This window comes from Ruegeria sp. BHSC043 (assembly GCF_059612985.1).
Genome location: NZ_JBXWRS010000001.1, coordinates 944935 through 971680, shown reverse-complemented (window position 1 = coordinate 971680; position 26746 = coordinate 944935). Strand labels below are relative to the sequence as shown.

The 26746-nt window shown below is 63.9% G+C and carries 24 protein-coding genes; 19 read left to right on the top strand and 5 right to left on the bottom strand.

Going from position 1 to position 26746, the window contains the following annotated elements:
* Positions 1–61: 61 nt before the first annotated feature.
* Complete coding sequence (locus tag AC2FMM_RS04760) at positions 62–748, top strand: response regulator transcription factor (RefSeq protein WP_496712658.1); 687 nt, start codon at positions 62–64, stop codon at positions 746–748.
* Positions 735–2102, top strand: coding sequence for a sensor histidine kinase (locus AC2FMM_RS04755; RefSeq protein ID WP_496795924.1), 1368 nt, complete (start codon positions 735–737; stop codon positions 2100–2102). Before AC2FMM_RS04760 ends, AC2FMM_RS04755 begins: the two co-directional genes overlap by 14 nt.
* Positions 2103–2127: 25 nt before the next feature.
* Here the strand turns inward: AC2FMM_RS04755 and AC2FMM_RS04750 are convergent, their stop codons facing one another.
* Positions 2128–3351, bottom strand: coding sequence for a cytochrome P450 (locus tag AC2FMM_RS04750; protein WP_496795923.1), 1224 nt, complete (start codon positions 3349–3351; stop codon positions 2128–2130).
* A gap of 98 nt (positions 3352–3449) precedes the next feature.
* On the opposite strand from AC2FMM_RS04750, the gene AC2FMM_RS04745 reads away from it, so the two are divergent.
* Positions 3450–3800 carry a TfoX/Sxy family protein gene (locus AC2FMM_RS04745; protein ID WP_496795922.1) on the top strand — a complete coding sequence of 117 codons (351 nt, stop codon included), beginning with the start codon at positions 3450–3452 and terminating at the stop codon, positions 3798–3800.
* A gap of 67 nt (positions 3801–3867) precedes the next feature.
* On the opposite strand, the gene ndk is transcribed toward AC2FMM_RS04745, so the two are convergent.
* The gene (gene ndk, locus AC2FMM_RS04740) at positions 3868–4290 is read right to left on the bottom strand and encodes a nucleoside-diphosphate kinase (RefSeq protein WP_496680898.1); all 423 of its coding nucleotides are present in this window, start codon (positions 4288–4290) and stop codon (positions 3868–3870) included.
* Between the two features lie 142 nt (positions 4291–4432).
* Here ndk and AC2FMM_RS04735 point away from each other — a divergent pair, with 142 nt between their 5' ends.
* From AC2FMM_RS04735 to AC2FMM_RS04690, 10 genes are all read left to right on the top strand, one after another.
* Positions 4433–6286: an ABC-F family ATP-binding cassette domain-containing protein gene (locus tag AC2FMM_RS04735; protein ID WP_496712650.1), complete on the top strand. Its 1854-nt coding sequence runs from the start codon at positions 4433–4435 to the stop codon at positions 6284–6286.
* Positions 6283–6903 (top strand): MarC family protein, encoded by a 621-nt coding sequence (locus AC2FMM_RS04730; RefSeq protein WP_496743317.1) that lies wholly within the window; start codon positions 6283–6285, stop codon positions 6901–6903. Before AC2FMM_RS04735 ends, AC2FMM_RS04730 begins: the two co-directional genes overlap by 4 nt.
* Before the next feature lie 42 nt (positions 6904–6945).
* Positions 6946–7527 carry a retropepsin-like aspartic protease family protein gene (locus AC2FMM_RS04725; RefSeq protein ID WP_496680906.1) on the top strand — a complete coding sequence of 194 codons (582 nt, stop codon included), beginning with the start codon at positions 6946–6948 and terminating at the stop codon, positions 7525–7527.
* A 51-nt stretch (positions 7528–7578) separates the two neighbouring features.
* Positions 7579–8199: an ImuA family protein gene (locus tag AC2FMM_RS04720; protein ID WP_496680908.1), complete on the top strand. Its 621-nt coding sequence runs from the start codon at positions 7579–7581 to the stop codon at positions 8197–8199.
* 66 nt (positions 8200–8265) lie between these two features.
* Positions 8266–9480, top strand: a complete 1215-nt coding sequence (locus tag AC2FMM_RS04715) for an MFS transporter (protein ID WP_496795921.1) — start codon at positions 8266–8268, stop codon at positions 9478–9480.
* Positions 9477–10073, top strand: a complete 597-nt coding sequence (locus AC2FMM_RS04710) for a YceI family protein (protein WP_496795920.1) — start codon at positions 9477–9479, stop codon at positions 10071–10073. Before AC2FMM_RS04715 ends, AC2FMM_RS04710 begins: the two co-directional genes overlap by 4 nt.
* Before the next feature lie 74 nt (positions 10074–10147).
* Complete coding sequence (locus AC2FMM_RS04705) at positions 10148–11371, top strand: MFS transporter (RefSeq protein ID WP_496743324.1); 1224 nt, start codon at positions 10148–10150, stop codon at positions 11369–11371.
* A gap of 69 nt (positions 11372–11440) precedes the next feature.
* On the top strand, positions 11441–13159 hold the full coding sequence (gene metG, locus AC2FMM_RS04700) for a methionine--tRNA ligase (RefSeq protein ID WP_496795919.1): 1719 nt from the start codon (positions 11441–11443) through the stop codon (positions 13157–13159).
* A 189-nt stretch (positions 13160–13348) separates the two neighbouring features.
* A complete protein-coding gene (locus tag AC2FMM_RS04695; RefSeq protein ID WP_496795918.1) occupies positions 13349–14527 on the top strand; it encodes an efflux RND transporter periplasmic adaptor subunit in 1179 nt (392 codons plus the stop codon).
* Between the two features lie 3 nt (positions 14528–14530).
* Positions 14531–17665 (top strand): efflux RND transporter permease subunit, encoded by a 3135-nt coding sequence (locus tag AC2FMM_RS04690; RefSeq protein WP_496795917.1) that lies wholly within the window; start codon positions 14531–14533, stop codon positions 17663–17665.
* 69 nt (positions 17666–17734) lie between these two features.
* Here the strand turns inward: AC2FMM_RS04690 and glpD are convergent, their stop codons facing one another.
* Positions 17735–19330: a glycerol-3-phosphate dehydrogenase gene (glpD, locus tag AC2FMM_RS04685; protein WP_496795916.1), complete on the bottom strand. Its 1596-nt coding sequence runs from the start codon at positions 19328–19330 to the stop codon at positions 17735–17737.
* Between the two features lie 227 nt (positions 19331–19557).
* Between glpD and AC2FMM_RS04680 the strand changes: the two genes are divergently transcribed.
* The 4 genes from AC2FMM_RS04680 (at position 19558) to AC2FMM_RS04665 (ending at position 21541) form a co-directional block, all read left to right on the top strand.
* Entirely contained in the window at positions 19558–20319 is a 762-nt protein-coding gene (locus AC2FMM_RS04680) for a DeoR/GlpR family DNA-binding transcription regulator (RefSeq protein ID WP_496679741.1), read from the top strand.
* Positions 20320–20418: 99 nt separating this feature from the next.
* Positions 20419–20574: a DUF5993 family protein gene (locus tag AC2FMM_RS04675; protein ID WP_490362420.1), complete on the top strand. Its 156-nt coding sequence runs from the start codon at positions 20419–20421 to the stop codon at positions 20572–20574.
* A 9-nt stretch (positions 20575–20583) separates the two neighbouring features.
* Entirely contained in the window at positions 20584–21153 is a 570-nt protein-coding gene (locus AC2FMM_RS04670; protein WP_496795915.1) for a disulfide bond formation protein B, read from the top strand.
* 34 nt (positions 21154–21187) lie between these two features.
* Positions 21188–21541, top strand: coding sequence for a DUF3302 domain-containing protein (locus tag AC2FMM_RS04665; RefSeq protein WP_496795914.1), 354 nt, complete (start codon positions 21188–21190; stop codon positions 21539–21541).
* A 141-nt stretch (positions 21542–21682) separates the two neighbouring features.
* Here the strand turns inward: AC2FMM_RS04665 and mprF are convergent, their stop codons facing one another.
* Positions 21683–24292: a bifunctional lysylphosphatidylglycerol flippase/synthetase MprF gene (gene mprF / locus AC2FMM_RS04660; RefSeq protein ID WP_496795913.1), complete on the bottom strand. Its 2610-nt coding sequence runs from the start codon at positions 24290–24292 to the stop codon at positions 21683–21685.
* A 94-nt stretch (positions 24293–24386) separates the two neighbouring features.
* Positions 24387–24815, bottom strand: a complete 429-nt coding sequence (locus AC2FMM_RS04655) for an Lrp/AsnC family transcriptional regulator (RefSeq protein WP_005983707.1) — start codon at positions 24813–24815, stop codon at positions 24387–24389.
* 86 nt (positions 24816–24901) lie between these two features.
* Between AC2FMM_RS04655 and rocF the strand changes: the two genes are divergently transcribed.
* Both rocF and ctlX read left to right on the top strand, forming a co-directional pair.
* The gene (rocF, locus tag AC2FMM_RS04650; RefSeq protein WP_496679725.1) at positions 24902–25822 is read left to right on the top strand and encodes an arginase; all 921 of its coding nucleotides are present in this window, start codon (positions 24902–24904) and stop codon (positions 25820–25822) included.
* Positions 25822–26742, top strand: coding sequence for a citrulline utilization hydrolase CtlX (gene ctlX / locus AC2FMM_RS04645; RefSeq protein ID WP_496795912.1), 921 nt, complete (start codon positions 25822–25824; stop codon positions 26740–26742). Before rocF ends, ctlX begins: the two co-directional genes overlap by 1 nt.
* Positions 26743–26746 lie beyond the last annotated feature (4 nt).

The following is a 26746-nucleotide window of genomic DNA, read 5'->3' as shown; positions in this document are numbered from 1 at the left end:
GCCCGGCAGTATTCTTTGACGGCCCCACATGCTTATATCCCGAGCAAAAGGATATCCGACCATGAGCAGACGTTTGTTGATCGTTGAAGACGACGGGGACACGCGGGAATTCATCGCCAAGGGGTTTGCCGAGGAAGGCTATGCCATCGAAACCGCCACCAACGGGCGCGACGGGCTGTATCACGCTACCGATGGCGGGTTCGACGCAATCGTCCTGGACCGGATGCTGCCCGAACTGGACGGGCTGGCGCTGGTGAAATCGCTGCGCGCAGCCGGGATCAAGACCCCCGTTCTGATGCTGACCGCCATGAGCGCGGTGGACGAGCGGGTCAAGGGCCTGCGCGCCGGCGCCGACGACTATCTGGTCAAGCCGTTCTCGTTCCAGGAACTCCATGCCCGGATCGAGGCGCTGCTGCGCCGCCCTCAGGAATCCGAAGAGACCCCGACCCTCAGGTGCCGCGACCTCGAGATGAACCTTCTGACCCGCAAGGTGACCCGCAACGGGCGCGAGATCACCCTGACCCCGCGCGAATTCCAGATCCTCGAATTCTTCCTGCGCCGCAAGAACCGCGTGGTGTCGCGCACGATGCTGCTGGAAGGCGTCTGGGACTATCATTTCGACCCCAACACCAACGTCGTCGACGTGCATATCTCGAAACTGCGCAAACAGTTGGACGATCCCGGCGAGACACCCCTGATCGAAACCGTGCGCGGCGCGGGATACATGATGTCCGATGGCACAGCTTAGATTTTCGTTTCACAATTCCCGCACCCGGCTGGTGCTGCTCAGCATGGTGCTCAGCGCGCTGCTGACCGCGACGGTGCTGGCGCTGGTCTATGTGACGGCGACCCGGACAATCGACGGCGAGACACGCTCGGTCGTTTCGGCCGAACTGACCGGGCTGGCAGACGAATACGAACGGCTCGGCCTGATCGGGCTGATGACGGCCATCGAGCGCCGCCTGCCCTCGGCGTCAGAGCGCGATGCGCTGTATCTGCTGACCGACCGGTTCGGCAATGTCCTTGCGGGCAATCTTGCCCGTTGGCCCGAGGGCGTGACACCGGGCAGCGGCTGGACCGAACTGGAATTGCGAAAAACCGAGACGAATGAGATGGTTCCGGTCTCGGCCGCATCCATCCGCCTGCGCGGCGGCGAGCGTTTGTTGGTGGGCCGCGATGCGCTGGCCCGGCAACAGTTCGACAGGGTTCTGTTCCAATCGGTCGCGCTGGCGCTGGGGGCCGCCCTGGCGCTGAGTATCCTGACGGGCTGGCTACTGACCCGGCTGGTTTTTTCCCGGCTGCGGGACATCGCCGATACGGCCGATTCCATCATGTCGGGCGACCTGACGCAGAGAATGCCTCAGCGCGGCACCGGCGACGAGTTCGATCAGGTTTCGGCCATGCTCAACGCCATGCTGGACCGGATCGAGGACCTGGTGAACAATTTGCGGACCACGTCCAACTCCATCGCCCATGATCTGCGGTCGCCGCTGTCGCGGCTCCGGCAGCGGGTCGAGGCGCTGGGCGACAGCCAGCGAAACGACAGCGAACGCGAGGCCGACACCGCCCGCGCCACGGCCGAGATCGACCATATTCTTCGGGTCCTGGGGCAACTGACCGAGATTTCGCGGGCCGAGGCCGGGCTGGGCCGCGAGCAGTTCGAACAGGTCGATCTTGGTCAACTGGCTGCGGACGTGGTCGAGCTCTATGAACCCGTCGCCGCGGATCAGGGCGTTGAAATCAGCCTGACCGGCACCGCGCCCGCCATCCTCGGCCACCGGCCGCTTCTGTCTCAGGCGCTGTCCAACCTGCTGGAAAACGCCCTGCGCTACGCGCCCGAGGGCACCAGCATCACGGTGGAGTTGGGAGACCTCGACAGGCACGCTAGGCTGAGCGTCCGCGACATGGGTCCCGGCGTGCCTGAACCCGATCTGGGCCGGCTGGACCAGCCCTTCGTCACGCTGGACCCGGCCCGCAGCAGCCGCAACTCGGGCCTGGGGCTGGCGCTGGTGGCGGCCATCGCGCGGATGCATGGCGGCACTTTCAGCGCCCGCAACGCCGATCCGGGGCTGGAAGTCACGCTGAACCTGTCGAAATCCTGATCCGCCGCGCCTCCAAGGACCCCGCCTACAACTCCGCGGGCAGCGAGGCGTATCCGCGGAACCGGATCCGCCCGCCCCGCACCCGCCCGTCCAACAGGCGGTAGCCAGGGAACCGCGCCAGCAGTCGTCCGATGGCGATGCGCCCTTCCATCCGCGCCAGCGTCAGCCCGACGCAAACATGCGGCCCACCTGCAAAGGCCAGGTGCCGGTTTGGCTTGCGCGTGATGTCGAACCGCGTCGGGTCGTCGAACACCTTTGGGTCGCGGTTCGCCGCGCCGATGCACAGGTGCAGGTTGGTGCCCGCCGGAAGCGCCAGCCCGTCCAATTCGATATCCTCGGTGGTCTCGCGGTTTCCGAACTGGTTGGGCGAGCGAAAGCGCAGGATTTCCTCGACCGCTGGCGTGATCAGCTCGGGGTCGTCCAGCAGGCGCTGTTTCTGCTCCGAGTGGTCGTTCAGAAGCGCCAGACCGTTGCCGATCAGGTTCGTCGTGGTCTCGTGCCCCGCATTCAGGATGAAGATGCAGTTCTGCAAAAGCTCGGTCTCGCTGAGTTTTTCGTCCGCCCCCTCGCCCCGGATCAGCCGGGTCAGCACGTCGGTCTCGGGATCACCCGGTGCCGCTCGCCGCCGGGCGACGAGGTCGGTCAGATAGGCCTTGAACTCCTCGACCGCGGCATGGCCCCGCGCCAGCTGTTCCTCGGTCAGAGCCGGCTCCAGCGCGCCGAGGATGGCCAGCGACCAGTCCCTCAGCGGCCCGCGCTCGTCCATCGGAACGTCCAGCAGGTTGCCGATGATCTGGATCGGAATGGTCGAGGCGAAATCCTCGATCAGATCGACCCTGGGCTTTTCCGCCATCGCATCCAGCAGATGATCCACCGTCTCGATCAGCCCCGGCTCCATCCGGGCAATCGCCCGCGGGGTCAGCGCCGATGTCATGATCTTGCGCACCCGCGTATGCAAAGGCGGATCGGAAAACACCAGCGAGGTCGTGTGATGCTCGAACAGAGGGGATCCCACGCCAAATTTCGGGCCAAACGCAGCCTTCTTGTCCGACGAATACAGCTTGGTGTCGCGATAAATCCGGTCCAGATCCCGATGACGGCTCAACAAAACCGACCCGTCCGGCTGCGGCAGAACCGGCGCATGGGCCAGCAGCGCGTCGTAGAACGGAAACGGATTTTCGACGAAGCCCTCTGGCGGATCGGTCAGATCAAGTGTCCGCGCCGCCTGTGCCACATCCAATGCGTTCATTCCGTCCTCCCCTGCCGTATGTTCCCCCGCCTTGGGTATCCCAGGCCGAGACCTCGGACAAGCGTGACATCGCCACCGACCGCCGCTAGACAGACGCCATGCCCAGCCCCGTGTCCTCGATCCGCAATCTCGGTCCCGCCTTTGAACAGGCCTGCGCCCGCGCCGGTATCCACTCGGCCGAGGAACTGCGCGAACTGGGCGCCGATGCTGTTTATGCAAGGCTGATCGAGGCCGGAACCCGCCCGCATTTCATCGGCTACTACGTTCTGGTCATGGGATTGCAGGGCCGCCCATGGAACGATTGCAAGGGCAACGAGAAAAAGGCCCTGCGTGAACGGTTCGACCGCATCAAGGCCGGCGCGAAAACGGCGCCCGTCTCGAAACTGGTCGCCGAGTTGGACGCCGTCGGCGTGCGCGTCTCGGCCTCGGAACTCACGCCCGAGGGCTGACGCGGCACGAAAAAGGGCCGCACCCGGCAGCGGGCGCGACCCTCTTCGATGTCAAATGACTGACGGCTTAGCCGACCAGCTCGATGCCCGAGAAGAAATAGGCGATCTCGACGGCTGCAGTTTCCGGTGCGTCCGAACCGTGGACCGAGTTTTCACCCACCGATTCCGCGAACTCGGCGCGGATGGTGCCGGGGGCCGCGTCTGCCGGGTTGGTGGCGCCCATGACTTCGCGGTTCTTGGCGATGGCGTTCTCGCCTTCCAGAACCTGCACCACGACCGGAGCCGACGACATGAATTCGCACAGCTCGTCATAGAACGGACGGTCCTTGTGGACTTCGTAGAACTTGCCGGCCTGTTCCTTGGTCATGTGGATGCGCTTCTGCGCGATGATGCGCAGGCCGGCTTCTTCGAGCTTGGCGTTGATCTTGCCGGTCAGGTTGCGGCGGGTTGCGTCGGGCTTGATGATCGAGAAAGTGCGTTCCAGTGCCATGCGGGCGTCTCCTTAATCTGACGGCGCGAACTGATCCGCGCCGGAATATACCGCGCGCCGCCTAACATGGACCGCAGCGGTTGGAAAGCCTCTTGTTGAGCACGCAATTGACACTTCCCGAGCCCTGCGCCACACCGCACTCATGCTACGGATCGAAAACATCACCTATGCGGTCGAGGGCCGCCCCCTGTTCGAGGGCGCCAGCGCCACCATTCCAGAAGGCCACAAGGTCGGTCTGGTCGGCCGCAACGGCACAGGCAAGACCACGCTGTTCCGCCTGATCCGGGGCGAGCTGGCGCTGGAATCGGGCAGCATCACCCTGCCCCGCCGCGCGCGGATCGGCGGTGTTTCGCAAGAGGTTCCGTCCTCAAACGTATCGCTGATCGACACGGTCCTGGCAGCCGATACCGAACGGACCACCCTGATGGCCGAGGCCGAAACCGCAAGCGATCCGACCCGCATCGCCGAGATCCAGACCCGGCTGGCCGATATCGACGCCTGGTCGGCCGAGGCCCGCGCCTCGTCGATCCTCAAGGGCCTCGGCTTTGACGATGACGAGCAACAGATGCCCTGCTCGGCCTTTTCCGGCGGCTGGCGGATGCGTGTCGCGCTGGCCGCCGTGCTGTTTTCCCGGCCCGACCTGCTGCTGCTGGACGAACCAACCAACTATCTGGACCTTGAAGGCGCGCTGTGGCTGGAAAGCTATCTGGCGAAATATCCGCATACGGTGATCGTCATCAGCCACGACCGGGGCCTGCTGAACCGCGCGGTCGGTTCGATCCTGCATCTGGAAGACCGCCAGTTGACCTATTACGCGGTCCCCTATGACAAGTTCGCCGCCCGCCGTGCCGAACGTCTGGCCCAAGCCGAAGCCCAAAACGCCAAAGCCAAGGCCCGCATCGCCCATTTGCAGAGCTTCGTTGACCGGTTCCGCTACAAGGCGTCCAAGGCCGTTCAGGCACAATCGCGGCTGAAGATGATTGAACGCATCCAGTTGATCTCGACCCCGCAAGAGGCCGCCTTGCGCGCCTTTTCATTCCCCGAACCCGAGGAACTGTCGCCGCCGATCATCCAGATCGAGGGCGGCGTGACCGGCTACGGCGATACCGAGGTGCTGCGCCGCCTGAACCTGCGCATCGATCAAGACGACCGGATCGCTCTGTTGGGAAAGAACGGGCAAGGCAAATCGACCTTGTCCAAGCTGCTGTCGGACCGGCTGCCGCTGATGGCGGGCAAGATGACCCGCAGCAGCAAGTTGCGCATCGGGTATTTCGCCCAGCATCAGGTGGACGAGCTGCATGTGGACGAAACCCCGCTGGATCACCTGCGGCGCCTGCGTCCGACCGAAACCCCGGCCCAACTGCGCGCGCGCCTGGCGGGGTTCGGCCTTGGCGCAGATCAGGCCGAAACCGAGGTGGGCCGCCTGTCGGGCGGGCAGAAGGCGCGGCTGTCGCTGCTGATTGCCACGATCGACGCGCCGCACATGCTGATCCTCGACGAACCCACCAACCACCTCGACATCGAAAGCCGCGAGGCGCTGGTCGAAGCGCTGACCGCCTATTCCGGTGCTGTGGTTCTGGTCAGTCACGACATGCACTTGCTGGGGCTGGTGGCCGATCGGCTGTGGCTGGTCTCGGACGGCACGGTCAAACCCTTCGACGGCGACCTGGAAGCCTATCGCCAGATGCTGCTGGCGCGCGACAAGCCGCCGACGCGGGAAAAACCGGCCGCCAAACCCAAACGTGCCTCTCGCGATACCATCCTGGCGCTGCGGGCCGACCTGCGGAAATGCGAGGAACGGCTGGAGAAGCTGACCGAGATGCACGAAAAGCTCTCGGCCAAACTGTCCGACCCAGCCTTGTACGAAGATGACCGGATCGGTGATCTGGAAACCTGGAACCGCAAGTTTGCCGAGGTGGTCGAGGCCATACAGCGCGCCGAAGCGCTGTGGGTCGCCGCCGCCGAACGGCTCGAAAGCGCCGAGGCTGCCGCATGATCGAAATGGCATTCTTCATAACCGCGTTCACAACCTTGTTCGTTGTGATCGACCCCTTTGGCACCGCACCGATCTTCGTCGCGCTGACGCAAGGAATGGACCCAGCCACCCGTCGCCGCGTCGCCTACCGCACGTGCCTGACCGCTTCGGGCATCCTTATCGCCTTCGCCGCTTTCGGCGAGGCGGTTCTCGGCTTTGTCGGCATCTCGATGGAGGCCTTCAAGGTCGCTGGCGGCGCATTGCTGTTTCTGACCGCGCTCGACATGCTGTTCGAGCGGCGCAACAAACGGCGCGAGGACCGTGCGGAAGAGGAAGAGCACCCTGACCCCTCAGTCTTTCCGCTGGCCATTCCGCTGGTGGCCGGGCCCGGATCGATCGCAACGATCATCCTGCTGGCCGGTGAGCACCCCGGCATTCAGGGCATCGCTGCGGCTGTCGGCGTGATGCTTGCCGTGATGGCAGTTGTCTTGCTGTTCTTCCTGTCCAGCGGCCTGATCGCGCGCATTCTCGGCAAGACTGGGCTGACCGTGCTGACGCGGTTGCTGGGCATGTTGCTTGCGGCGCTGTCGGTACAGTTCATCCTGGATGGTCTCAAGGCCTTTGGTTTTGCCGCCTGACCCCCCATATTCCGAGGGTATGAAGCGGTTTTGGGTGTACTGATGGATGGTTATGATCTTGGACGGCTGACCTATCTGGCTCTGCTCGGCGGGGCGCTGTTGCTGTGGTTGTTCACCCAGAACCGCCAGTCGCTGGGCAAGACCCTGCAAATGGTCATGGCATGGGTCTTCATCTTCATCGGCGTCATCGCCGTGGTGGGCCTTTGGGATGACATCCGTTCGACCGTGGGCACCACGCCGCAACTGGCCGTGGCCGGAAACGTGATCGAGGTGCCGCGATCGTTTGACGGGCACTACTATCTGCCGATGCTGGTGAACGGCAAACCGGTCACCTTCTTGGTGGATACCGGCGCCAGCCAGATCGTGCTGAGCCCCCGTGACGCGAAACGCGTGGGGATCGATCCGGACAGTATGAATTTCGTGGGCCGCGCGGCCACGGCCAATGGCCTGGTGCGCACCGCCCCTGTGCGGCTGGACAGCCTCGAATTGGGCCCCATCGCGGATCGCAACGTGTCGGCCTGGGTCAACGAGGGCGACATGGACCAATCCCTGCTGGGCATGGACTATCTGCAGCATTTTTCCAACATCCAGTTTGCCGACGGCCGGATGATCCTATCGCGCTGAATGGCGGCCTTCGGGCTTGAGAACAAATAAGGAACATGCTAGCATTCGGCCATGTCCACGCATCTTCTTGGCCGCAAACCGGCGCGCGCGGCGCCGGGGCTGACCCTGCATGATGAGATTTCGCTGCAACTGGCCCGCGTGCACGAGGCCTGCGGCCCCGCGCGGCGCAGCTTTGCCATGTGGCTGGCCGGTCAGGCGCAGGGGCCAGTTCTGTGGATCTCGCCCGCGTGGGAGGCCGATCAGCTGAACCCCGACGGCATGATGACCTTTGCCGATCCCGCCCGGTTCCTATTCGTCCGCCCCACCCGGGCCGAGGATCTGCTGTGGTGCATCGAGGAGGCGCTGCGCAGCGGGGCGGTGCCGTTGGTGATCGGCGATCTGCCGGGGACACCGGGTCTGACGCCGGTGCGACGGATGCATCTGGCCGCCGAACAGGGGGGCACGATGGGTCAGGCCCCGCTGGGCCTGCTGCTGACCCCGGGTGAGGGCGGCGCGCAGGGGATCGAGACACGCTGGCACATGGCCCCGGCGCACACGGGCCAGACCCGCCGCTGGACCCTGACCCGCCGCCGCGCCCGCGCCCTGCCCCCGGTCAGTTGGCACGCCACCCAGACCGCGCCACGCGCCGGGCTGCACCTGCAACGGATCGGCGCCGAGGAAACCTGCGCCTGACCGACCGGACCCGGAACAGGCAAGTTGTGACTGGTCAAACCGCAACCCGCGTCCTAGCGTGCCGGAATGACCCACCCGATCCACGACAGCCGCTATTCCTGGCTTCGCCTTCTGGTCACGCTGGCCATCGCGGCGGTGGCCAATGTGGGCATGTGGGCGGTGATCGTGGTGATGCCCGCAATCGAGACCCAGTTTGGCGCCAGCCGGGCCGAGGCCTCGATGCCCTACACGCTGGCCATGATCGGCTTTGCGCTTGGCAACATGTGGCTGGGTCAGGTGGTGGACCGAATGGGCGTGACCAAAGCGCTGATCGGTGCCGCAGGCCTCAGCGCGCTCAGCTATCTGCTGGCGACATGGGCGCCGACGATCACGCTGCTGTCGGCGGCGCATCTGCTGCTGGGTCTGGGCACCGCCGTCGGGTTCGGCCCGCTGATCGCCGATATTTCGCACTGGTTCCTACGCCGCCGCGGGATCGCCGTGGCGCTGGTGGCCAGCGGAAACTATCTGTCCGGCGCGATCTGGCCCACGCTCCTGTCTGGTATCCTCGCCCGCGACGGGTGGCAGCAGGTCTATCTGACACTGGCGGTCATCACCCTGATCGTGGTCATCCCGCTGTCGCTGCTGCTGCGCCGGCAGGTCCCGGCCGCGGCGCATGGCACCGCCGCAGCCGCCGCGCAGATCAACGCGCGCAGCGTCGGCCTGTCGCCGCGGACCCTGCAATATGTGCTGGGCCTCGCCGGGATCGGCTGCTGCATCGCCATGTCGATGCCGCAGGTCCATATCGTCTCCTATTGCGTGGGGCTGGGCTATGGCCCGACGGTCGGGGCCGAGATGCTGTCGCTCATGCTGATGGGCGGCGTGGTCAGCCGGATCATTTCGGGGCTGGTGGCCGACAGGTTGGGCGGTGTTCACACGTTGCTGATCGGGTCGATCCTGCAATGCATCGCCCTGTTCCTGTTCCTGCCCTATGACGGGATGGTGTCGCTCTATGTCATCAGCCTGCTGTTCGGGCTGGCGCAGGGCGGCATCGTGCCCAGCTATGCGCTGGTCGTCCGGGAATACATGCCCCCGCAAGAAGCCGGGGCACGGGTCGGATTCGTAATGATGATGACCATCCTGGGCATGGCGCTGGGCGGATGGATGTCGGGCTGGATCTATGACGTCACCGGGCAGTACACACTGGCCTTCGTGAACGGGATCCTTTGGAATGGGCTGAACATCGCCATCATACTGACGTTGCTGCACAGGTCCCGCCCGCGCCAACAAGGGGCCATCGCATGACATGGCTGCGCCGCCGAGACCTGATGGCCGCACTTGTAGCCCTGGTGGCCGCGCCTCCGACCCTCGCCGCACCCGTTCCCTACGTGCTCGCCCGCACGAAAACCCTGATCGCCTTCACCTTCGATCTGTCGGGCACGCCCCAGACCGGAACCATGCCGATCCGATCAGCGGATGTATGGGTGGACACGCGCCGCCTGCGGAACAGCCGCGCCACGGTCGTTCTGGACGTGGCGCGGGCCCAAACCCGCCTGCCCTTCGCGCGCGAACCGATGCTGGGCCCACAGGTACTGGACGCCGCAAGGTTTCCCGCGATCGGGTTCCGCTCGACCCGCATCCACCTGGGCCGGGGCGGACGTATCTCCGACGGCGCCACTGTCACCGGAGACCTGACCCTGCGCGGCCTCACCCGCCAAATCGCCCTTCAGGCCGCGCTGTTCCGACCGCCCGGCTCGGCGCGGGACGAGCTTGACCGCCTGTACATCCACCTGACGGGGGCGCTGAACCGCCACGTATTCGGGGCTTCGGGATATGCCGATCTGGTCGGACCGACAGTCGGGTTGGATATTCGCGCGGAAATCGAACGAAAAACCTGAGGCGGGCGGAAAACGACATCGGCGCGTCGAATAGGCGCGCACATCGCGGAAAGATACGCTCAAACAGGGACACCATGCGCACGATCATTACCTTTGCCGCCCTTTTCCTGTCGGTCATTCTATTGCAGCTTTCCACCGGCGGTGTCGGCCCGTTGGATGCCATTTCCGGCCTGACGCTGGAGTTCTCAACCGAGCAGATCGGCCTGCTCGGGTCGGCGCATTTCCTTGGGTTCTTCATCGGTTGCTGGTGGGCGCCGCGCCTGATGGGCAGCGTCGGCCATTCGCGCGCCTTCGCGGCCTGCACGGCGCTGGGTGCCATGGGTCTGATAGGGCATACGCTGACCGAAGACCCCTATGCCTGGGCTGCGATGCGGGTGGCCTCGGGCCTGTGCGTGGCTGGCTGCTACACCGTTATCGAGGCGTGGCTGAACGACAAGGTGACCAATGAAACCCGCGGCCGCGCCATGGGTACCTACCGGATCGCCGACGCCAGCGCCTCTTTGGCCGCGCAGCTGATCATCGCGGTGCTGCCGCCGGCCTCTTATGTCTCCTACAACGTGCTGGCCATCCTGTGCTGCGCGGCCCTGCTGCCGCTGACCCTCTCGCGAGCCACGCAACCGGCGACGCCCAAGGCCCCGCGCCTCCGTCCCAGGCTGGCTTGGGCCTGTTCGCCGTTGGCGGTGGTGGGTGTCGTCGTGTCGGCCATCAGCGCGGCATCTTTCCGAATGGTCGGGCCGGTCTACGGCCAGGGCGTGGGGCTGGCGGTGGACCAGATCGCCTTTTTCCTGGCCTCGTTCGTTCTGGGCGGCGTGTTGGCGCAATATCCGGTCGGATGGTTGGCCGACAAATACGACCGCCGCTGGGTTCTTTTGTGGATTTCGGTCTCGGCCATTCTGGCTTGTGGAGTCACCGCCGCCGCCGGTGGAAGCGGAACGATGGGCGTGATGCTGGCCGCCGGGCTGTTCGGGTTCACGACCTTTCCCGTCTTTTCGGTGTCAGCCGCCCACGCAAACGACTTCGCTACGTCCGAACAGCGGGTCGAATTGGCGGCAGCCATGATGTTCTGGTACGCGATGGGCGCAATTGCGGCCCCCTATCTGTCTTCGGCCCTGATCCGCGCATTTGGCCCACCCGCCCTGTTCGGCCTGATCGCGGCAGGGCATCTTTGCCTGATCCTGTTCGGCCTGAGCCGGATGCGAGCGCGCCCGACACCCGAGGACCGGACTCATTACGTCTATGCCCCGCGCACATCCTTCACCATCGGCAAGCTGCTCAAGAGGTCGCGCGAAGGTCGATAGCAATCTGGGGCTGGGATTTCCCGATCCGGTTTGATAGAGCGCCCGCAGACAGTTAGGCGGAAACCAAACATGGCTCGGATTCTCATTACCTCGGCAATTCCCTACATCAACGGGATCAAGCACCTTGGAAACCTGATCGGCTCGCAGCTGCCGGCGGATCTGTTTGCGCGCTATCAGCGCGGCCGCGGCAACGAGGTCATGTTCCTGTGCGCCACCGACGAACACGGCACCCCGGCCGAGTTGGCCGCCGCCAAGGCCGGCAAACCGGTGGCCGAATACTGCGCCGAGATGCACGAGGTGCAGGCTGACATCGCGAAGCGCTTTGGCCTCAGCTTCGATCACTTTGGCCGGTCCTCCAGCCCGCAGAACCACAAACTGACCCAGCATTTCGCCGGCAAGCTGGCCGAGGCCGGACTGATCCGCGAGGTGACCGAAAAGCAGGTCTATTCCAACGCCGACGGTCGGTTCCTGCCCGACCGCTATATCGAGGGCACGTGCCCCAACTGCGGTTACGAAAAGGCCCGCGGCGACCAGTGCGAGAACTGCACCAAGCAGCTGGATCCGACCGATCTGATCGACCCGCGCAGCGCGATTTCTGGCTCGACCGACCTTGAGGTGCGCGAGACCAAGCACCTGTATCTGCGCCAGTCGGCAATGAAGGATCAGTTGGACGCCTGGATCGACAGCAAGACCGACTGGCCGGTGCTGACCACCTCGATCGCCAAGAAATGGCTGCATGACGGCGACGGCCTGCAGGACCGCGGCATCACCCGCGATCTGGACTGGGGCATCCCGGTCAAGAAGGGCGACGAGGACTGGCCCGGCATGGAGGGCAAGGTCTTCTACGTCTGGTTCGACGCGCCGATTGAATACATCGCCTGCGCCAAGGAATGGGCCGACGCCAACGGCAAGCCGGATGCCGAGTGGGAACGCTGGTGGCGCACCGACAAGGGCGCCGACGACGTGCGCTATGTCCAGTTCATGGGCAAGGACAACGTGCCGTTCCACACCCTGTCGTTCCCGGCCACCATCCTGGGTTCGGGCGAACCGTGGAAGCTGGTCGACTACATCAAGTCGTTCAACTACCTGAATTATGACGGTGGCCAGTTCTCGACCAGCCAGGGTCGCGGCGTCTTCATGGATCAGGCGCTGGACATCCTGCCCGCCGACTACTGGCGCTGGTGGCTGCTGAGCCACGCGCCCGAAAGCAGCGACAGTGAATTCACCTGGGAGAACTTCCAGCAATCGGTCAACAAGGACCTGGCCGACGTGCTGGGCAATTTCGTCAGCCGCATCACCAAGTTCTGCCGCTCGAAATTCGGCGAAGAGGTCCCCGCGGGCGGCGCATACGGCGAACGCGAACAGGCGCTGATCGAAGAGCTGACCAAGCGCATCCGCTCCTACGAGTCCCACATGGAGGCGATGGAGGTGCGCAAATCGGCGCAGGAACTGCGTGCGATTTGGGTTGCGGGCAACGAATACCTGCAGGCCGCCGCGCCCTGGTCCACCTTCAAGGAAGACCCCGAACAGGCCGCCGCGCAGGTGCGGCTGGGCCTGAACCTGATCCGGCTTTATGCAGTGCTGAGCGCCCCGTTCATCCCTGAAACCTCGGCCAGAATGCTGAGCGCGATGAACACGCTCGACACCAGCTGGCCCGAGGACGTGGAGGCCGCGCTGAGCGCCCTGCCCGCCGCACACGCGTTCACGGTGCCGGACGTTCTGTTCGCCAAGATCACCGACGAACAGCGCGAAGATTGGCAAACACGCTTTGCCGGAACGCGCGCCTGACCCGCGCAGCGACCGGGTACAACGGGGGGCCATCCGGCCCCCGTTTTTTTTTCGCACGCGCCAAGCCTGCGCAATCAAAGGCTTGAGAAATAATCCCTTTGCCTCCATCCTGACCAAGAATTCCGTCTGGTCCCTCGGATCCGGACAGCAGATCCGGGCTGCGCGCCCGCATTGAACGAGGCAATTGTCATGAACCCTGTTTCCCCGCCGCGCCCCTCTCCTCTGCCCCGCGCCATCGGCCGCGCGGGACGGTTGGCTGCCGCCGTACTTGCGATTGGCATGTTGCAGCCGGTATCGGCGCAGGAAGACTCGAGCGCGCCGGCCCCCAAAGTCTCGATCGCGGCGGCCTATACGCAGGAGATCACCGAGGAAGCCTCGTTCATTGGCCGCGCCGAGGCGATCAACAAGGTCGACATCATCGCTCGCGTCAGCGGTTTCCTGCAGAGCCGCGAGGTCGAAGACGGCGCCGAAGTCAAGGAAGGCGACCTGCTGTTCACCATCGAGCCCGACCTCTATCAGGCCACGCTCGAGGCGCGAAAGGCCGACCTAGACCGTGCCGAGGCCAATCTGGAACTGGCCAAAGTGGATCTGGCCCGCAAGGAAGAGCTGCTCCGCCGCGAAGCCACGCCGGAATCGGAAGTGGACATTTCCCGCGCCAACGAATTGGTCGCCGAAGCCGAGGTCAAGGCTGCGAAGGCTGCGATCCGGCAGGCCGAACTGGACCTGAGCTATACAAAGATCCACGCACCGTTTGACGGCCGGCTAAGCCGGATCAATGTCAGCGTCGGCGATGTCGTCGGCCCCAACACCGAACCCTTGGTGAACCTGGTCAGCGAGGCTCCGATCTATGTGACTTTCTCGTTGAACGAGAAGCAGTTCACCTCGGTTCTTCAAGTGGTAAACGAAACCGCGTCGACCCTGGCCGAAAGCGACAAGAGCCCGGTGGTCAAGCTGACCCTTCCCAACGGAACCGGGCTGCCCGAGACCGGCAAAATCGTGTTCGTCGACAACCGGATCGACCCTTTGACCGGCGCCATCACCCTGCGAGCCGAGTTTGAAAACACCGACCGCCTCATCGTCGACGGCGCTTTCGTCAGCGTCCAGATCGAGGCGCTGGAACCCACGCTCGAGGTTTTGATTCCGCAGGCCGCCTTGCAGCGCGACCAGCGCGGCGAGTTCGTTCTGGTCGTGAACGACAAGCAGATGGTCGAACAGCGGTACATCACCACGGGCAACAACGTGGGTTCGGCGGTGATCGTGAAAGAGGGCCTGCGCGAAGGCGAAAGCGTCATCGTCGAGGGGCTGCAGCGCGTACGCCCCGGAGTGGCGGTGGACGCGGTCGTCGCCGCAGAACAGCCGGGAGAATAACCGATGTTTTCCGCCCTGTTCATCAGCCGGCCCAAGCTGGCCTTCGTCATTTCACTGGTCCTGACGGTCATGGGCATGATCGGTTACATGGTTTTGCCGGTGGCGCAGTTTCCCGACATCACGCCCCCGGTGGTCAGCGTTTCGACCAATTATACGGGCGCAAATGCCGAAACCGTGGAAAACACAGTGGCCGCTCCGATCGAGGCGCAGGTCAACGGCGTGGACGACATGATCTACATGACCTCCACCTCGTCGGACAACGGATCCTATTCGCTGAACATCACCTTCGAGGTCGGCACCGACCCGGATATTGCCTCGGTCAACGTCCAGAACCGGGTGGCGCAGGCCATGTCGTCGCTGCCCGCCGAGGTTACCGCATCGGGGGTCGTGACCCAAAAAGCGTCGACCAACATGCTGCTGCTGGTGACGCTGACCTCGCCCAGTGGCACCTATGACAGCGTGTTTCTGTCGAACTACGCGTCGATAAACCTCAAGGATGCGTTGGCGCGGGTGCAGGGCGTGGGCAAGGCCGAGGTTCTGACCAATCTGGAATACGCGATGCGGATCTGGATGGACCCTGACAAGATGGCTGCCCTGTCGATCACGCCGGGTGACGTGATTTCTGCCATTCGCGAACAGAATATCGAGGTGTCGGCTGGCTCGATCGGTGCCCCGCCCGTGCCCGAGGGCCAGACCTTTCAATACACGATCAAGACCAAAGGACGCCTGACGTCGGCCAATGAATTCGGCGATATCGTTATCCGCACCGGCGACGCCGGGTCCATCGTTCGGGTCCGTGACATCGCGCGGGTCGAACTGGGCGCCCAGTACTATGCGGCATCGGGGTATTTCCAGGCCGTGCCTGCCACCGTGATCGGCATCTATCAGGCACCCGGCGCCAACGCGCTGGCCGTCTCCGAGCGGGTCGAGGCTGAACTGGAGCGCCTGTCGCGTGCCTTCCCGACGGATGTGGAATACGCGATTCCGTTCAATACCACCGATTTCGTCGAACAATCCTTGAACGATGTGGTTTCGACCCTGATCCTGACCTTCATCCTGGTGATCTCGGTCGTGTTCGTGTTTTTGGGCAGTTGGCGGGCCACGATCATTCCGGCAGTGGCCATTCCGGTTTCGCTGATCGGAACCTTCGCGTTCCTGCTGCTGTTCGGCATGTCGCTGAACACGATCTCTCTGTTCGCGCTGGTGCTGGCCATCGGCATCGTGGTCGATGACGCCATCGTGGTGGTCGAGAACGTGGAACGCATCATCGCCGAAGAAGGCCTGCCGCCCGCCGAAGCGACGCGCAAGGCGATGGGCCAGATCACCGGCCCCGTCATCGCGACCACGCTTGTCCTGCTGGCGGTGTTCGTGCCTGTGACCTTTATGCCCGGGATCTCGGGGCGGCTGTATTCCCAGTTCGCGGTCACCATTTCCACCGCGGTCGTGATCTCGTCGATCAACGCGCTGACGCTGTCTCCGGCCTTGTGCGGAATGGTCTTGCAGGCGCGGTCCGGCCCGCCCAAGGGGCTGCTGGCCGCGTTCGAGGGGTTTATCGGCTCGATGCGCGCGGGCTATGTGGCCATCGTGCGCAAGCTGCTGATCGTCCCGGCAGTGTCCTTGGCAATCGTGGCCGGGTTCGGCTTTGGCGGGGTCACGATCATGTCGAACACCTCCAGCGGCTTCCTCCCGCTCGAAGACAACGGTTACCTGTTCGTCGACATCCAACTGCCCGACGCGGCCACCCTGGAACGGACCGAGGCCGTGACCAAGCGCGTCGACGACCAGATCCGCCAGATCCCCGGCGTGGCCAATACCGTGCTGATCAACGGTTTTTCGATGCTCAACGGCACCATCACCAATGGCGCAGCGATTTTCGCGAACCTCGACAACTGGGACGACCGCCAGGATGAAGACCTGAGCGCCGACGCCATCCTGCAGAAGGTGCTGGCCATCGCCAATGGTGAATCCGCCGCCTCGATCGTGGCCTTTAACCCGCCACCGATCCAGGGTTTGGGCATGTCGGCCGGCGTGGAAATGGAGGTGCAGCAAACCGGAGGCGGCTCGCCTCAGGATCTCGCGTCGGCGGTCGGGTCCTTTGTCTATGCCGCCAACCAGAGGCCGGAAATCGGCCAAGCCTACACGACCTTCCGGGCTAACGTGCCTCAGTTGTTCGTGGATCTGGATCGCGAGAAGGCCAAGACGCTGCAGGTCTCGGTCGCCGAGATCTTCCAGACCATGCAGGCGCAGTTGGGGTCGTATTATGTCAACGACTTCAACCTGTTCGGCCGCGTCTATCGCGTGATGATCCAGGCCGAGGGGTCGTATCGCGACAATGTCGAGGACATCTCCAACCTGTATGTACGTTCGAATGAGGGCAAGATGGTTCCGTTGGGCACGCTGATCGACGTGGAAAACGTGCTGGGGCCAGTATTGCTGAAGCGGCACAACCTGTTCCGCTCGGCCACGGTGACGGCGGTGCCGGCCGAAGGGCTGTCGACCGGTGACGCCATCGCCGTGATGACCGAGGAATCAGCCACCGCCCTGCCCCCCGGTTATGCGTTCGAATGGACCGGTACGGCCCAGCAGCAGCTGGCCTCAGGCGGGCTGGTCGTGGTGATCCTGGGGCTGGCGATCCTGTTCGGCTATCTGTTCCTGGTGGGGCAATACGAAAGCTGGACCATGCCGGTTTCGATCCTGCTGTCGGTGATCGTCGCCCTGTTCGGCGCGGTCGCGGCGGTGGCGATCGTGGGCAGCGACATCAACCTCTATACGCAGATCGGGATGATCATGCTGGTGGGGCTTGCATCGAAAAACGGCATTCTGATCGTGGAATTCGCGATGGAGCAGCGCGCCAAGGGCTTGTCCATCAAAGAGGCCGCCGCCGAGGCCGCGCATCAGCGGTTCCGGGCCGTGATGATGACGGCGCTGTCCTTCCTACTGGGCGTCGTGCCGCTGCTGGCGGCCAGCGGGGCCGGTGCGGCCAGCCAGAAGGCCATCGGCGTGGCCGTGTTCGGCGGCATGTTGGCGGCAACGCTGGTCGGCGTGATCGTGGTTCCGGTTCTCTATGCCGTCATGCAGGGGCTGCGGGAATGGATCAAGGGCAGCAAGGGTTCGGGGCCATCCGAGGAAACGGCCTGAGTTCCCGGCGGACTAGGAACAAAAACCGCCCCGCTGATGCGGGGCGATTTTTCGGCGACCACAATTTCATCAGCCCGCCAGCGCGGGTTCCGCATGACGACGCACCTGCATCCACGCGTCCAGCCGCGCGACCTGATCGGCGCTCAGTCGCAGGCCCAGCTTGTTGCGACGCCAGATCACGTCCTGCGCGGTGCGGGCGTATTCCTTGTCCATCAGCCAGACCACTTCGCGTTCGGTCAGCGTCGCCCCAAAATCTTCGCCCAGATCCGCGGCGGATATTGCATCGCCCAGGATCAGCCGGGCCTCAGTACCATAGGCGCGCACCAACCGACGCGCCCAGCCTTGGGTCAGAAAGGCGAAATCGGCCATCAATCCGTCGATCAGTCCTTGCACCCCTTCAACAGGGAAATCACCGCCCGGCAGGGCAACGCCCGCGGTCCAGGGGCCGGGCAGGTCCGGGAAATGCTCGGCAACCTTGTCCATCGCGCTTTCGGCCAGCCGGCGATAGGTGGTGATCTTTCCCCCGAAAATGTTCAGAACCGGCGCACCACCCTCGGCATCCACCTTCAGCGTATAGTCCCGCGTCGCCGCCGTGGCGCTTTGCGCACCGTCGTCATACAGGGGCCGCACACCCGAATAGGTCCAGACGATCTGCTCCCGCGTTACGGGCTGTTTGAAGTATTTTGACGCGAAGGCGCACAGATAGTCCTGCTCGGCCTCGGTGCAGACGGGCGGTTCGGACGGATCGGGGTGGTCCTGGTCGGTGGTCCCGATCAGGGTGAAATCCTGCTCGTAGGGGATGGCGAAGATGATGCGGCCGTCCTCGCCTTGGAAGAAATAGCATTTGTCATGGTCATACAGGCGCGGCACCACGATATGGCTGCCCCGCACCAGCCGGACCCCTTCGCGCGAATTCGAGCGGATCTTGGTGCGGATGATGTCGCCCACCCAAGGCCCGCCCGCGTTGATCAGCATCCGGGCGCGCATCTCGCGGGTCTCGCCGCTGTCGCAATCCTGCACGGTGATCCGCCAGACGCCCTCGGCCCGCTTGGCCGACAAGACCTTGGTGCGCACCATGATCCGCGCCCCGCGCGCCTCGGCGTCGCGGGCATTCAGAACCACCAGACGGGAATCCTCGACCCAGCAGTCCGAGTATTCATAGGCGGTTTCGAACCGGTCCTGCAGCGGCGCCCCCTCGGGCGCGGTGCACAGGTTCAAATAGGTCGTGCCAGGCAGGATCTTGCGCCCGCCCAAGTGGTCATACATGAACAGACCCAGACGGATCAGCCAAGCAGGTCGGCGCCCCTTCATCCATGGCATGACGGTCCCCAAAAGGCGCGACGTCGGAGTTTCCGAGTCGAACCGCATGTCGGGGTGATAGGGCAGCACGAACCGCATCGGCCAACTGATATGCGGCATGGCGCGCAGCAGGGTTTCACGCTCGATCAACGCCTCGCGCACCAGGCGGAACTCGAAATATTCCAGATATCGCAACCCCCCGTGGAACAGCTTGGTCGAGGCCGAAGACGTGGCCGAGGCCAGGTCGTTCATTTCGGCCAGCGCCACCGACAGGCCGCGGCCTGCTGCGTCGCGGGCAATACCGCATCCGTTGATGCCGCCGCCAATGATGAAAAGATCGGTGATCGGGGTGTCGTCCTGTGCCATCTGAGCGTGATTCCATATTGCCCGGGAGATGCGCGCATTAACGTCATCGTGGTTCGTTTGGTCAAGGTTTGTGTTCGCTTTTCTTCCTTGCACCCCCCGTCGAGGAACTTGGAATACAGGATTTTCCCCAGAGTTTTGGCACTATCGAATGGGGCGCGCACCGATACAGGCTTGCGAAATCACACAAAAACGACCAAAAACGAACACAGCCTCGGATCGGAGCCCCCATGTCGCTGTCCTTTCGCCAAACCGACATCCTTGAACTGGCCAAACGGAACGGGCGCGTTTCGGTTGATCACCTGGCCGAGCGCTTCGGCGTCACGGTCCAGACCATCCGCCGCGATCTGACCGAACTGGCCGAGGCCGGCAAGCTGGACCGCGTGCATGGCGGTGCGGTGCTGAGGTCGGGCGTGACCAATATCGGCTATGAGGACCGGCGCGACCTGAACGAAGAGGCCAAGGCGCGCATTGCCCGGCGCTGCGCGGCCGACATCCCCGATGGCGCCTCGGTGTTTCTAAATATCGGAACGTCGACCGAGGCCGTCGCGCGCCAGTTGCTGGGCCACAGGAACCTGATGGTGGTCACCAACAACATGAACGTCGCCAACATCCTGGTCGAGAACCCCGACTGCCAGATCGTCGTGGCCGGCGGCATTCTGCGCCGCGCCGATGGCGGTTTGATTGGGAATCTCACCGTGAACACGATCCGCCAGTTCAAGTTCGATCACGCGATCATCGGCTGTTCTGCCGTGGATGCCGAAGGCGACCTGCTGGATTTCGATTTTCAAGAGGTCAGTGTCAGCCAAACGATCATCGCCCAGGCCCGGCGGGTGTGGCTGGTGGCGGATGGGTCAAAGTTCCAACGCTCGGCGCCTGCCCGCATCGCCTCGCTGGCCGAAATCGACGCCTTCTACACCGACGCCACCCCCCCGGCGCCGCTGCCAGACCGCTGCAAGGAATGGCAGACCCGCCTGGTGATCTGCCGCTGACGGCCGCGCAAGGCTATTGTCGTCAAAGCTTGCCAGATCGCCGACCGCCTGCCACTATCGCGTGAACTGCATCATCGCACGGGAAGGGAGGACCGGGCCATGATCGCACTTTTGTTTGCGCTTTTGGCGGCCGTGATGGCCTTGAATTACTTTGGAAGACCCCGGATCGGCACCGCCGTGTTCTTCTTCACGCTGGCGTTGAGCGTCTATTGGCTGAAATACCACGCCACCAGCCAACTGACCATTCAGCTGTAGGAGGCGCCGATGACACCGGACCTGTCCCGTACGTTGAATGCCATCGGCATGCTGGCCGTCAGCCTGGTGCTGGTGCTGGCCTATGTCTATCAGTTGGCGCTTTACGAACTGCCCTGTCCGCTGTGCCTGCTGCAACGGGTGGGTTTCGTGGCGGTGGGCGTCGGGCTGGGGATGAACCTGCTGTATGGGCCGCGACCGCAGCACTATGCGATAATGCTGATCGCGGCACTCTATGGCGGCAGCGTCTCGGTCCGGCAGATCCTGCTGCATATCGTGCCGGGTACCGGGCACTATGGGTCTCCGGTTCTGGGCCTGCACTACTACACCTGGGCCGCGATCTGCTTTTTCCTGATCCTGCTGGGCACTGCGATCATGCTGATGTTCGACCGGCAATATGTCGAAGACCGCCGCTACCTGCCACGCTTTGGCGGCAACAGGCTGGCGAAGGTCGCGTTCTTTATCATGCTGGGTCTTGCGGTGCTGAACGCTGGTTCGACGCTGCTGGAATGCGGTCCGGGCATCTGCGCCGACCCGCCGACCAGCTACAAACTGATTGACGACTTGGACCCGGGAAACTGACGACGGGGCCACCGGCCCCGAAGAAGGCGCGAAGATGGGACTGCTGGGACAGCCGCTGGGCTTCTACGACTATCTGACATTCGTCGCGCTGATCCTACTGCTGGCGGCGGTGATGGCGCTGTTTCTGTTCATCATGGGCCTGCCCGGCCGGATCGCGATCAAGCGGAACCACCCCCATGCCGAAGCCGTCAATCTGATGGGATGGATGGGTTTCCCGGCCGTGATCCCCTGGGTCCATGCCTTCATCTGGGCCTACCACGACGGGATGACGGTCGACATCCGCCGCCTGCCCGAGGGCGAGCGAGAAGCGATCCGCAAGGAGATCGAACGCCTTGGCGGACAAGTCAAGGACGAGTACCAAGCGCCCGTGGCGCCGAAGGAAGGCTGAAGCCAAAGGACCCAAAACACCATGTTCGTCGCCCTCGGCATCACGCTTTTCTAATTCATTTTTGTCTGGTTATTTTCTTCAAGGCACAATGGCTCAAGTTCAACGCAGCAGGACCCGACACGGGCAAGTCCGAACTAGGCGCTATTTCGTCAGGCCCGTCAGGCCGCCCGAGATCAGGATATTCACCTCGTACAGGATGCGCGGCGCAGCCAGACCGCCCGGGCTCGCCAGATAGTTGGGGCTCCATTCCGGGTCGAACTTCTGCTTGAAGGCGCGCAGCCCCTCGAAGTGGTAGAACTGCTCACCGTGCTCGTAGACGAAGCCGCCGATCCGGTTCCAGAGCGAGGCGAGTTGCCGGTTCTCGATCCCGGAAAACGGCGCGGCCCCCAATGAGAACCAATGAAACCCTTGGCCGGCGCCCCAGTTCATCATCTCGGCGAACAGAGCATCCATCACAAAGCTGGGGCAGTCGGGCTCGTACCGCATCAGATCCAGCGACAATTCCGACTTGTTGCCGCCCTGAAACAGGTTGGCAAAAGCCACGATCCTGCCTGTCTCGCCGTTCTTCAAAACCGCATGATCGAAATAGGACAGGTACTGTTCGTCGAACCCGCCCAGGGCAAAGCCCTTTTCCGCGCCCGCCTTGCCTTCCAGCCAGTGATCCGAGATCTGGCGCAGCTCGGGCAGGACCGGTGCAAGCTGTTCTTTGGGAATGATCTCGAAGACATATCCTTCACGCTCGGCCCTGTTCCGGGCCTGACGAAACCGTTTGCGGGATTTGCCGTCCAGCGTGAAGCCCTTCAGCGGAACCCGAGCGACCTCACCGATCTTGAGGATCGACAGCCCGAGGTCCAGAAAAGTAGGCAGATACTTGGTGGACACGCTGTAAAAAGCGCAGAGCTTGCCTTCGGCATCGGCCATCTCGCACAACTGCCAGATTAGCTGCTGGCCGGCGGCCTCATCGCCGACCGGCTCGCCCTTGCTGATCAGCGCGTTGCCGGTGTCGGCATAGGCCAGAAAGGCGCTTTCATCCGGCGCGATCAGAAACTGCTTGTCCCCGGTCAGGCTGATCTGCGCCTCGGTGTCTTCGCTGGCCAGCGCCAAGCGTTCGACGGCCGCAGGGATCTCGGTGCGTTGACGAGCGGGGATGGTGCGTCCGAACAACGAGTTCACGGCCACCACCCCGACGATCACCGCCGCCACCATGCTGGAGCGCAGGAACCGCGAGGCATCGCCGTCCCAGGCAAACTCCCACCACAACGCATTTTCGTATTCGACATGGGAATACGCAAACAGCCCGATCCAGAAGATCACCGCCAGCAACGCGATCAGACTGACCAGCCAGGGAATGTTCAGTCGAAAGATGGATGCGCCGCTGACCCGGTAGAACGCCCCGCGAAACAGGGCCAGCAAACCGATGGCCACCAGCATTCCGATGGCCTCGTGCGTATCCAGACCCTTGGCCAGAGACGCGAAGAAACCGCCCAGCATCAGGATCATGGCCACGATCCATGCTCGGTACAGTTTGCGGTACAGTCCCCGTGCCACAAGCAGCAGCAGAACGCCAATGGCGCTACCGGCCAGATGCGATGCCTCGACAAAGGACAGGGGTAGAAAATCGCGCAGTATCCCCAGCTTCGTCGAGCTGGCCGGCAAGCTGCCCGAAATCAGAAGCACTGCGCCGGCCATGGCGGCGATGCCCGCAGCCGCCATCGGAACGATGGGACGGATGGCGCGATAGAACCAGGTCGCCGCGCCCCCCAGCCGGCGGCGATGCGCAACGGCGGTTGCTGTGGCAATCGACAAGCTGGCAATCGCAAAGGGCAAAAAGGTGTAGATCACCCGGTACAGCAGCAAGGCGGCGATCACGTCTGACCGGCCCGAGGCCCCCAGCCCGGCGATCAACGTCGCCTCGAACACGCCAAGCCCACCGGGGGCATGGCTGAGAATCCCGACGGCGATGGCGCAGATGAAGATCGTGAAGAACAGAGGATAGCCGACCCCCAGATCATCCGGCATCAGGACGTGCAGAACCATCGAGGCGCCCAGCAGGTCTCCGACCGCCGCGAGGGTCAGAAGCCCCGCCAGTCTGCCGCCCGGTAGGTTGAAACCCAGCCCCGCGACCGACAGGCGCCGGGCGCCGCGTGACAGCCACAGGAACAGCGCGGCAAAGCCCGCCAGCAACCCTAGGCCAATCGCGGTTTCGACCGGCGCGCTGATGGGCAGCACCTGTGCAATCCCGTCAGGGTGAAAGGCCAGCAGCCCCCCCAAGATCAGTACCAGCCCCATCCAGAACGCCACCCACGAGGTCGCGATCACCCCTGCAACCCGCCCCAGGTCGAGGCCCAGCGAAGCATAGATCCGATAGCGGATCGCCGTGCCGGTGATATAGGAAAAGCCGAGGCAGTTCGACACGGCATAGCCACAGGCCCCAGCCAGGCCGGCAACGCGCAGCGGAACCTTGCCCTTAGCAACGCTCTGAACCGCAAAGACGTCATACAGCGACAAGGACACGAAGCTGAACGCCGTCCAGAACACGGCCAGTGCAACCACCCGCCATGGCGTCTGCGCCATGTCCGCCTTGACATCCGACCAGCGGACATGCCCGGCCAGATCATGCAGAACGGTCAGCGCGATCAGGGTCACCAGTACGGGCACCGCCACTCGCACCACGGGTTTTTCCAGAATGGCGGTCACCCGTGCAACCCACGGTTCGGGATTGGGCGGCTCGCCTGTTTCGCTCGTACTCATCCTGCGCCTCCCCACCGTTCCGGTCGCCACCCCCTCAGCGGTGGCAGCCGCCCGCGAAGCTTGGCACAGGTTTGGCCCGGCTCAAAGCGCCCGATTAATACCGCCCCTTGCGGGTGGACAGCAGAAGGTTGGTCTCGGACCGGGTGACGCCTTCGATGCGGCGGATCTGGAACAAAACCTCGTCCAGTTCGGCCAGCGTCTCGGTGCCGATCTCAGCGATCAGATCCCAGCTGCCATTGGTGGAATGCACCGCCCGCACCTGCCGCATCGCCGCGATCCGGGCCATGATCCGCTCGGTCCCGCGCCCTTCGATTTCCAGCATCATCAGCCCGCGCACCGGGCTCTGCGCCACGTCCCGACGGGTCAGGACGGTGAAACCCACGATCTCGCCCGATTGCTTGAGCCGCTGCAGCCGGCTGCGCACGGTCGTCCGGGTGACGCCCAGCAACTCGGCCAACTCGGACAAAGACGCCCGTGCGTCTCGGTGAAGGGCGCTCAACAGCCGACTGTCCAGATCGTCCATCTTTTCTTACCAGATTGAAAATACCTGTTCCTTTTTGAGCAATTTGCTCTCTTCCCGCAACCCATGCTGCGCCGATAAATGAGCACATGGATAGAAAACACCTCATTCTGGTCGGTGCGCCGATGGATGCCGGCAAGCGGCGACAGGGCTGCCGCATGGGCCCCGACGCCTATCGCGTTGCCGGGCTGGCCAAGGCCCTTGTGGATCTTGGACACAGCGTCACCGACATGGGCAATGTTCAGCCCGACCCGGTTGATCTGCCCGAACATGACCACCTGTTTGCCCTGCCCGAATGCGTCGGCTGGACCCGCGCATTGGCCCGCGCAGCCAGGGACGCAGCAGTGACAGGCGTGCCGATCTTCATGGGCGGGGACCACGCCCTGTCGATGGGCACCGTCTCGGGCATGGCCGCCCATGCGCAGCAGATCGGGCGCCCGCTGTTCGTTCTTTGGCTGGACGCGCACAGCGATTTCCACACGCCCAACAGCACCGGCAGCGGCAACCTGCATGGCACGCCGGTCGCCTATTTCACCGGCCAGCCCGGGTTCGACGCCTTCCCTGCGCTGGCGGCCCCCGTGCCGACCGACCGCGTCGGCATGATCGGCCTGCGCTCGGTCGATCCCGCCGAACGCGCCGCGCTGGAGAAAGACCGCGCCATGCTGGCCGACATGCGCAGCATCGACGAACACGGCATCAAGGCCCCGCTGATGGCCTTTCTGGACCGCGTCCGCGCCGCGAACGGTATTCTGCATGTCTCGCTGGACGTGGACTTCCTTGATCCCGCAATCGCCCCGGCCGTCGGCACCACCGTTCCCGGCGGCGCCACCGAACGCGAGGCGCATCTGGTCATGGAATTGCTGCACGAAAGCGGGCTGGTCTGCTCGCTGGACCTGGTCGAACTGAATCCTTTCCTGGATGAACGCGGCCGCACCGCGAAACTGATGGTCGACCTGGCCGCCTCGCTGCTTGGACGCCGCATCTTCGACCGCATTACCCGGAGCTTCTGATGCACTTCCTTCAGGCCCCTTCGGCCGTGGTCATGATCCGGCCACACGCCTTTGCCTCGAATCCCGAAACGCGAGATGACAACGCGTTCCAGACGCTGGCCAACCACTCGACCGAGGCGACCTCGGCCGCCGCCCGCGACGAGCATGACCGCGCGGTCGAGCAGTTGCGCCACGCCGGCGTGACCGTACATGTGTGCGACGATTTCGGTGACAACGACACACCCGACAGCGTGTTTCCGAACAACTGGTTTTCGACCCATCCGGGCGGGCACGTGGCGATCTATCCGATGTTCGTCCCCTCGCGTCGGCGCGAACGTCGGATGGATGTGATCGAGATGCTGAAACGCGACTATCGCGTTCAGGACGTGATCGACTATTCAGGGCTCGAGCAGGACAACCTCGCACTGGAGGGCACCGGTGCGATGGTGTTCGATCACGTCGGGCGCATTGCCTATACTGTCAAATCCAACCGCGCCGACCCGGTGCTGTTGGAACGGTTCTGCACCCATTTCAACTATGAGCCCATCGCCTTCGAGGCCCGTGACGCGCAAGGCCGCGATGTCTATCACACCAATGTGCTGATGGGGATCGGCACGCATTACGCCCTGATCTGTCTGGACATGATCACCGACCCCGAGCGGCGCGCGACCGTTCGGGCGCGGCTGGAGGAATCCGGCCGCAGGGTGATCGACCTGACTCACGACCAGATCGCTGAATTCGCCGGAAACGCCATTGAACTGACGGGCCGTGACGGGCTGATTCTGGCGCTGTCGAGCCGGGCTTTAGCCGCGCTGCGTCCCGATCAGATTGACATCATCCAGGACAGCGCGACGCCGCTGCCGCTGTCCGTTCCCACCATCGAAACCGCCGGCGGGTCGGTGCGCTGCATGATCGCAGGCATCCACCTGTCACGCCGCTAGGAGA

Excerpts from the sequence above, each read along its gene's own strand:
- AC2FMM_RS04695 (WP_496795918.1), top strand. The coding sequence starts at position 13,349 with ATGAACCCTGTTTCCCCGCCGCGCCCCTCTCCTCTGCCCCGCGCCATC.
- AC2FMM_RS04715 (WP_496795921.1), top strand. The coding sequence starts at position 8,266 with ATGACCCACCCGATCCACGACAGCCGCTATTCCTGGCTTCGCCTTCTG.
- AC2FMM_RS04705 (WP_496743324.1), top strand. The coding sequence starts at position 10,148 with ATGCGCACGATCATTACCTTTGCCGCCCTTTTCCTGTCGGTCATTCTA.
- rocF (WP_496679725.1), top strand. The coding sequence starts at position 24,902 with ATGGATAGAAAACACCTCATTCTGGTCGGTGCGCCGATGGATGCCGGC.
- AC2FMM_RS04745 (WP_496795922.1), top strand. The coding sequence starts at position 3,450 with ATGCCCAGCCCCGTGTCCTCGATCCGCAATCTCGGTCCCGCCTTTGAA.
- ctlX (WP_496795912.1), top strand. The coding sequence starts at position 25,822 with ATGCACTTCCTTCAGGCCCCTTCGGCCGTGGTCATGATCCGGCCACAC.
- AC2FMM_RS04670 (WP_496795915.1), top strand. The coding sequence starts at position 20,584 with ATGACACCGGACCTGTCCCGTACGTTGAATGCCATCGGCATGCTGGCC.
- AC2FMM_RS04665 (WP_496795914.1), top strand. The coding sequence starts at position 21,188 with ATGGGACTGCTGGGACAGCCGCTGGGCTTCTACGACTATCTGACATTC.
- mprF (WP_496795913.1), bottom strand. The coding sequence starts at position 24,292 with ATGAGTACGAGCGAAACAGGCGAGCCGCCCAATCCCGAACCGTGGGTT.
- AC2FMM_RS04655 (WP_005983707.1), bottom strand. The coding sequence starts at position 24,815 with ATGGACGATCTGGACAGTCGGCTGTTGAGCGCCCTTCACCGAGACGCA.
- AC2FMM_RS04720 (WP_496680908.1), top strand. The coding sequence starts at position 7,579 with ATGTCCACGCATCTTCTTGGCCGCAAACCGGCGCGCGCGGCGCCGGGG.
- AC2FMM_RS04725 (WP_496680906.1), top strand. The coding sequence starts at position 6,946 with ATGGATGGTTATGATCTTGGACGGCTGACCTATCTGGCTCTGCTCGGC.
- AC2FMM_RS04710 (WP_496795920.1), top strand. The coding sequence starts at position 9,477 with ATGACATGGCTGCGCCGCCGAGACCTGATGGCCGCACTTGTAGCCCTG.
- AC2FMM_RS04760 (WP_496712658.1), top strand. The coding sequence starts at position 62 with ATGAGCAGACGTTTGTTGATCGTTGAAGACGACGGGGACACGCGGGAA.
- glpD (WP_496795916.1), bottom strand. The coding sequence starts at position 19,330 with ATGGCACAGGACGACACCCCGATCACCGATCTTTTCATCATTGGCGGC.
- ndk (WP_496680898.1), bottom strand. The coding sequence starts at position 4,290 with ATGGCACTGGAACGCACTTTCTCGATCATCAAGCCCGACGCAACCCGC.
- AC2FMM_RS04690 (WP_496795917.1), top strand. The coding sequence starts at position 14,531 with ATGTTTTCCGCCCTGTTCATCAGCCGGCCCAAGCTGGCCTTCGTCATT.
- metG (WP_496795919.1), top strand. The coding sequence starts at position 11,441 with ATGGCTCGGATTCTCATTACCTCGGCAATTCCCTACATCAACGGGATC.
- AC2FMM_RS04730 (WP_496743317.1), top strand. The coding sequence starts at position 6,283 with ATGATCGAAATGGCATTCTTCATAACCGCGTTCACAACCTTGTTCGTT.
- AC2FMM_RS04750 (WP_496795923.1), bottom strand. The coding sequence starts at position 3,351 with ATGAACGCATTGGATGTGGCACAGGCGGCGCGGACACTTGATCTGACC.
- AC2FMM_RS04680 (WP_496679741.1), top strand. The coding sequence starts at position 19,558 with ATGTCGCTGTCCTTTCGCCAAACCGACATCCTTGAACTGGCCAAACGG.
- AC2FMM_RS04675 (WP_490362420.1), top strand. The coding sequence starts at position 20,419 with ATGATCGCACTTTTGTTTGCGCTTTTGGCGGCCGTGATGGCCTTGAAT.
- AC2FMM_RS04755 (WP_496795924.1), top strand. The coding sequence starts at position 735 with ATGGCACAGCTTAGATTTTCGTTTCACAATTCCCGCACCCGGCTGGTG.
- AC2FMM_RS04735 (WP_496712650.1), top strand. The coding sequence starts at position 4,433 with ATGCTACGGATCGAAAACATCACCTATGCGGTCGAGGGCCGCCCCCTG.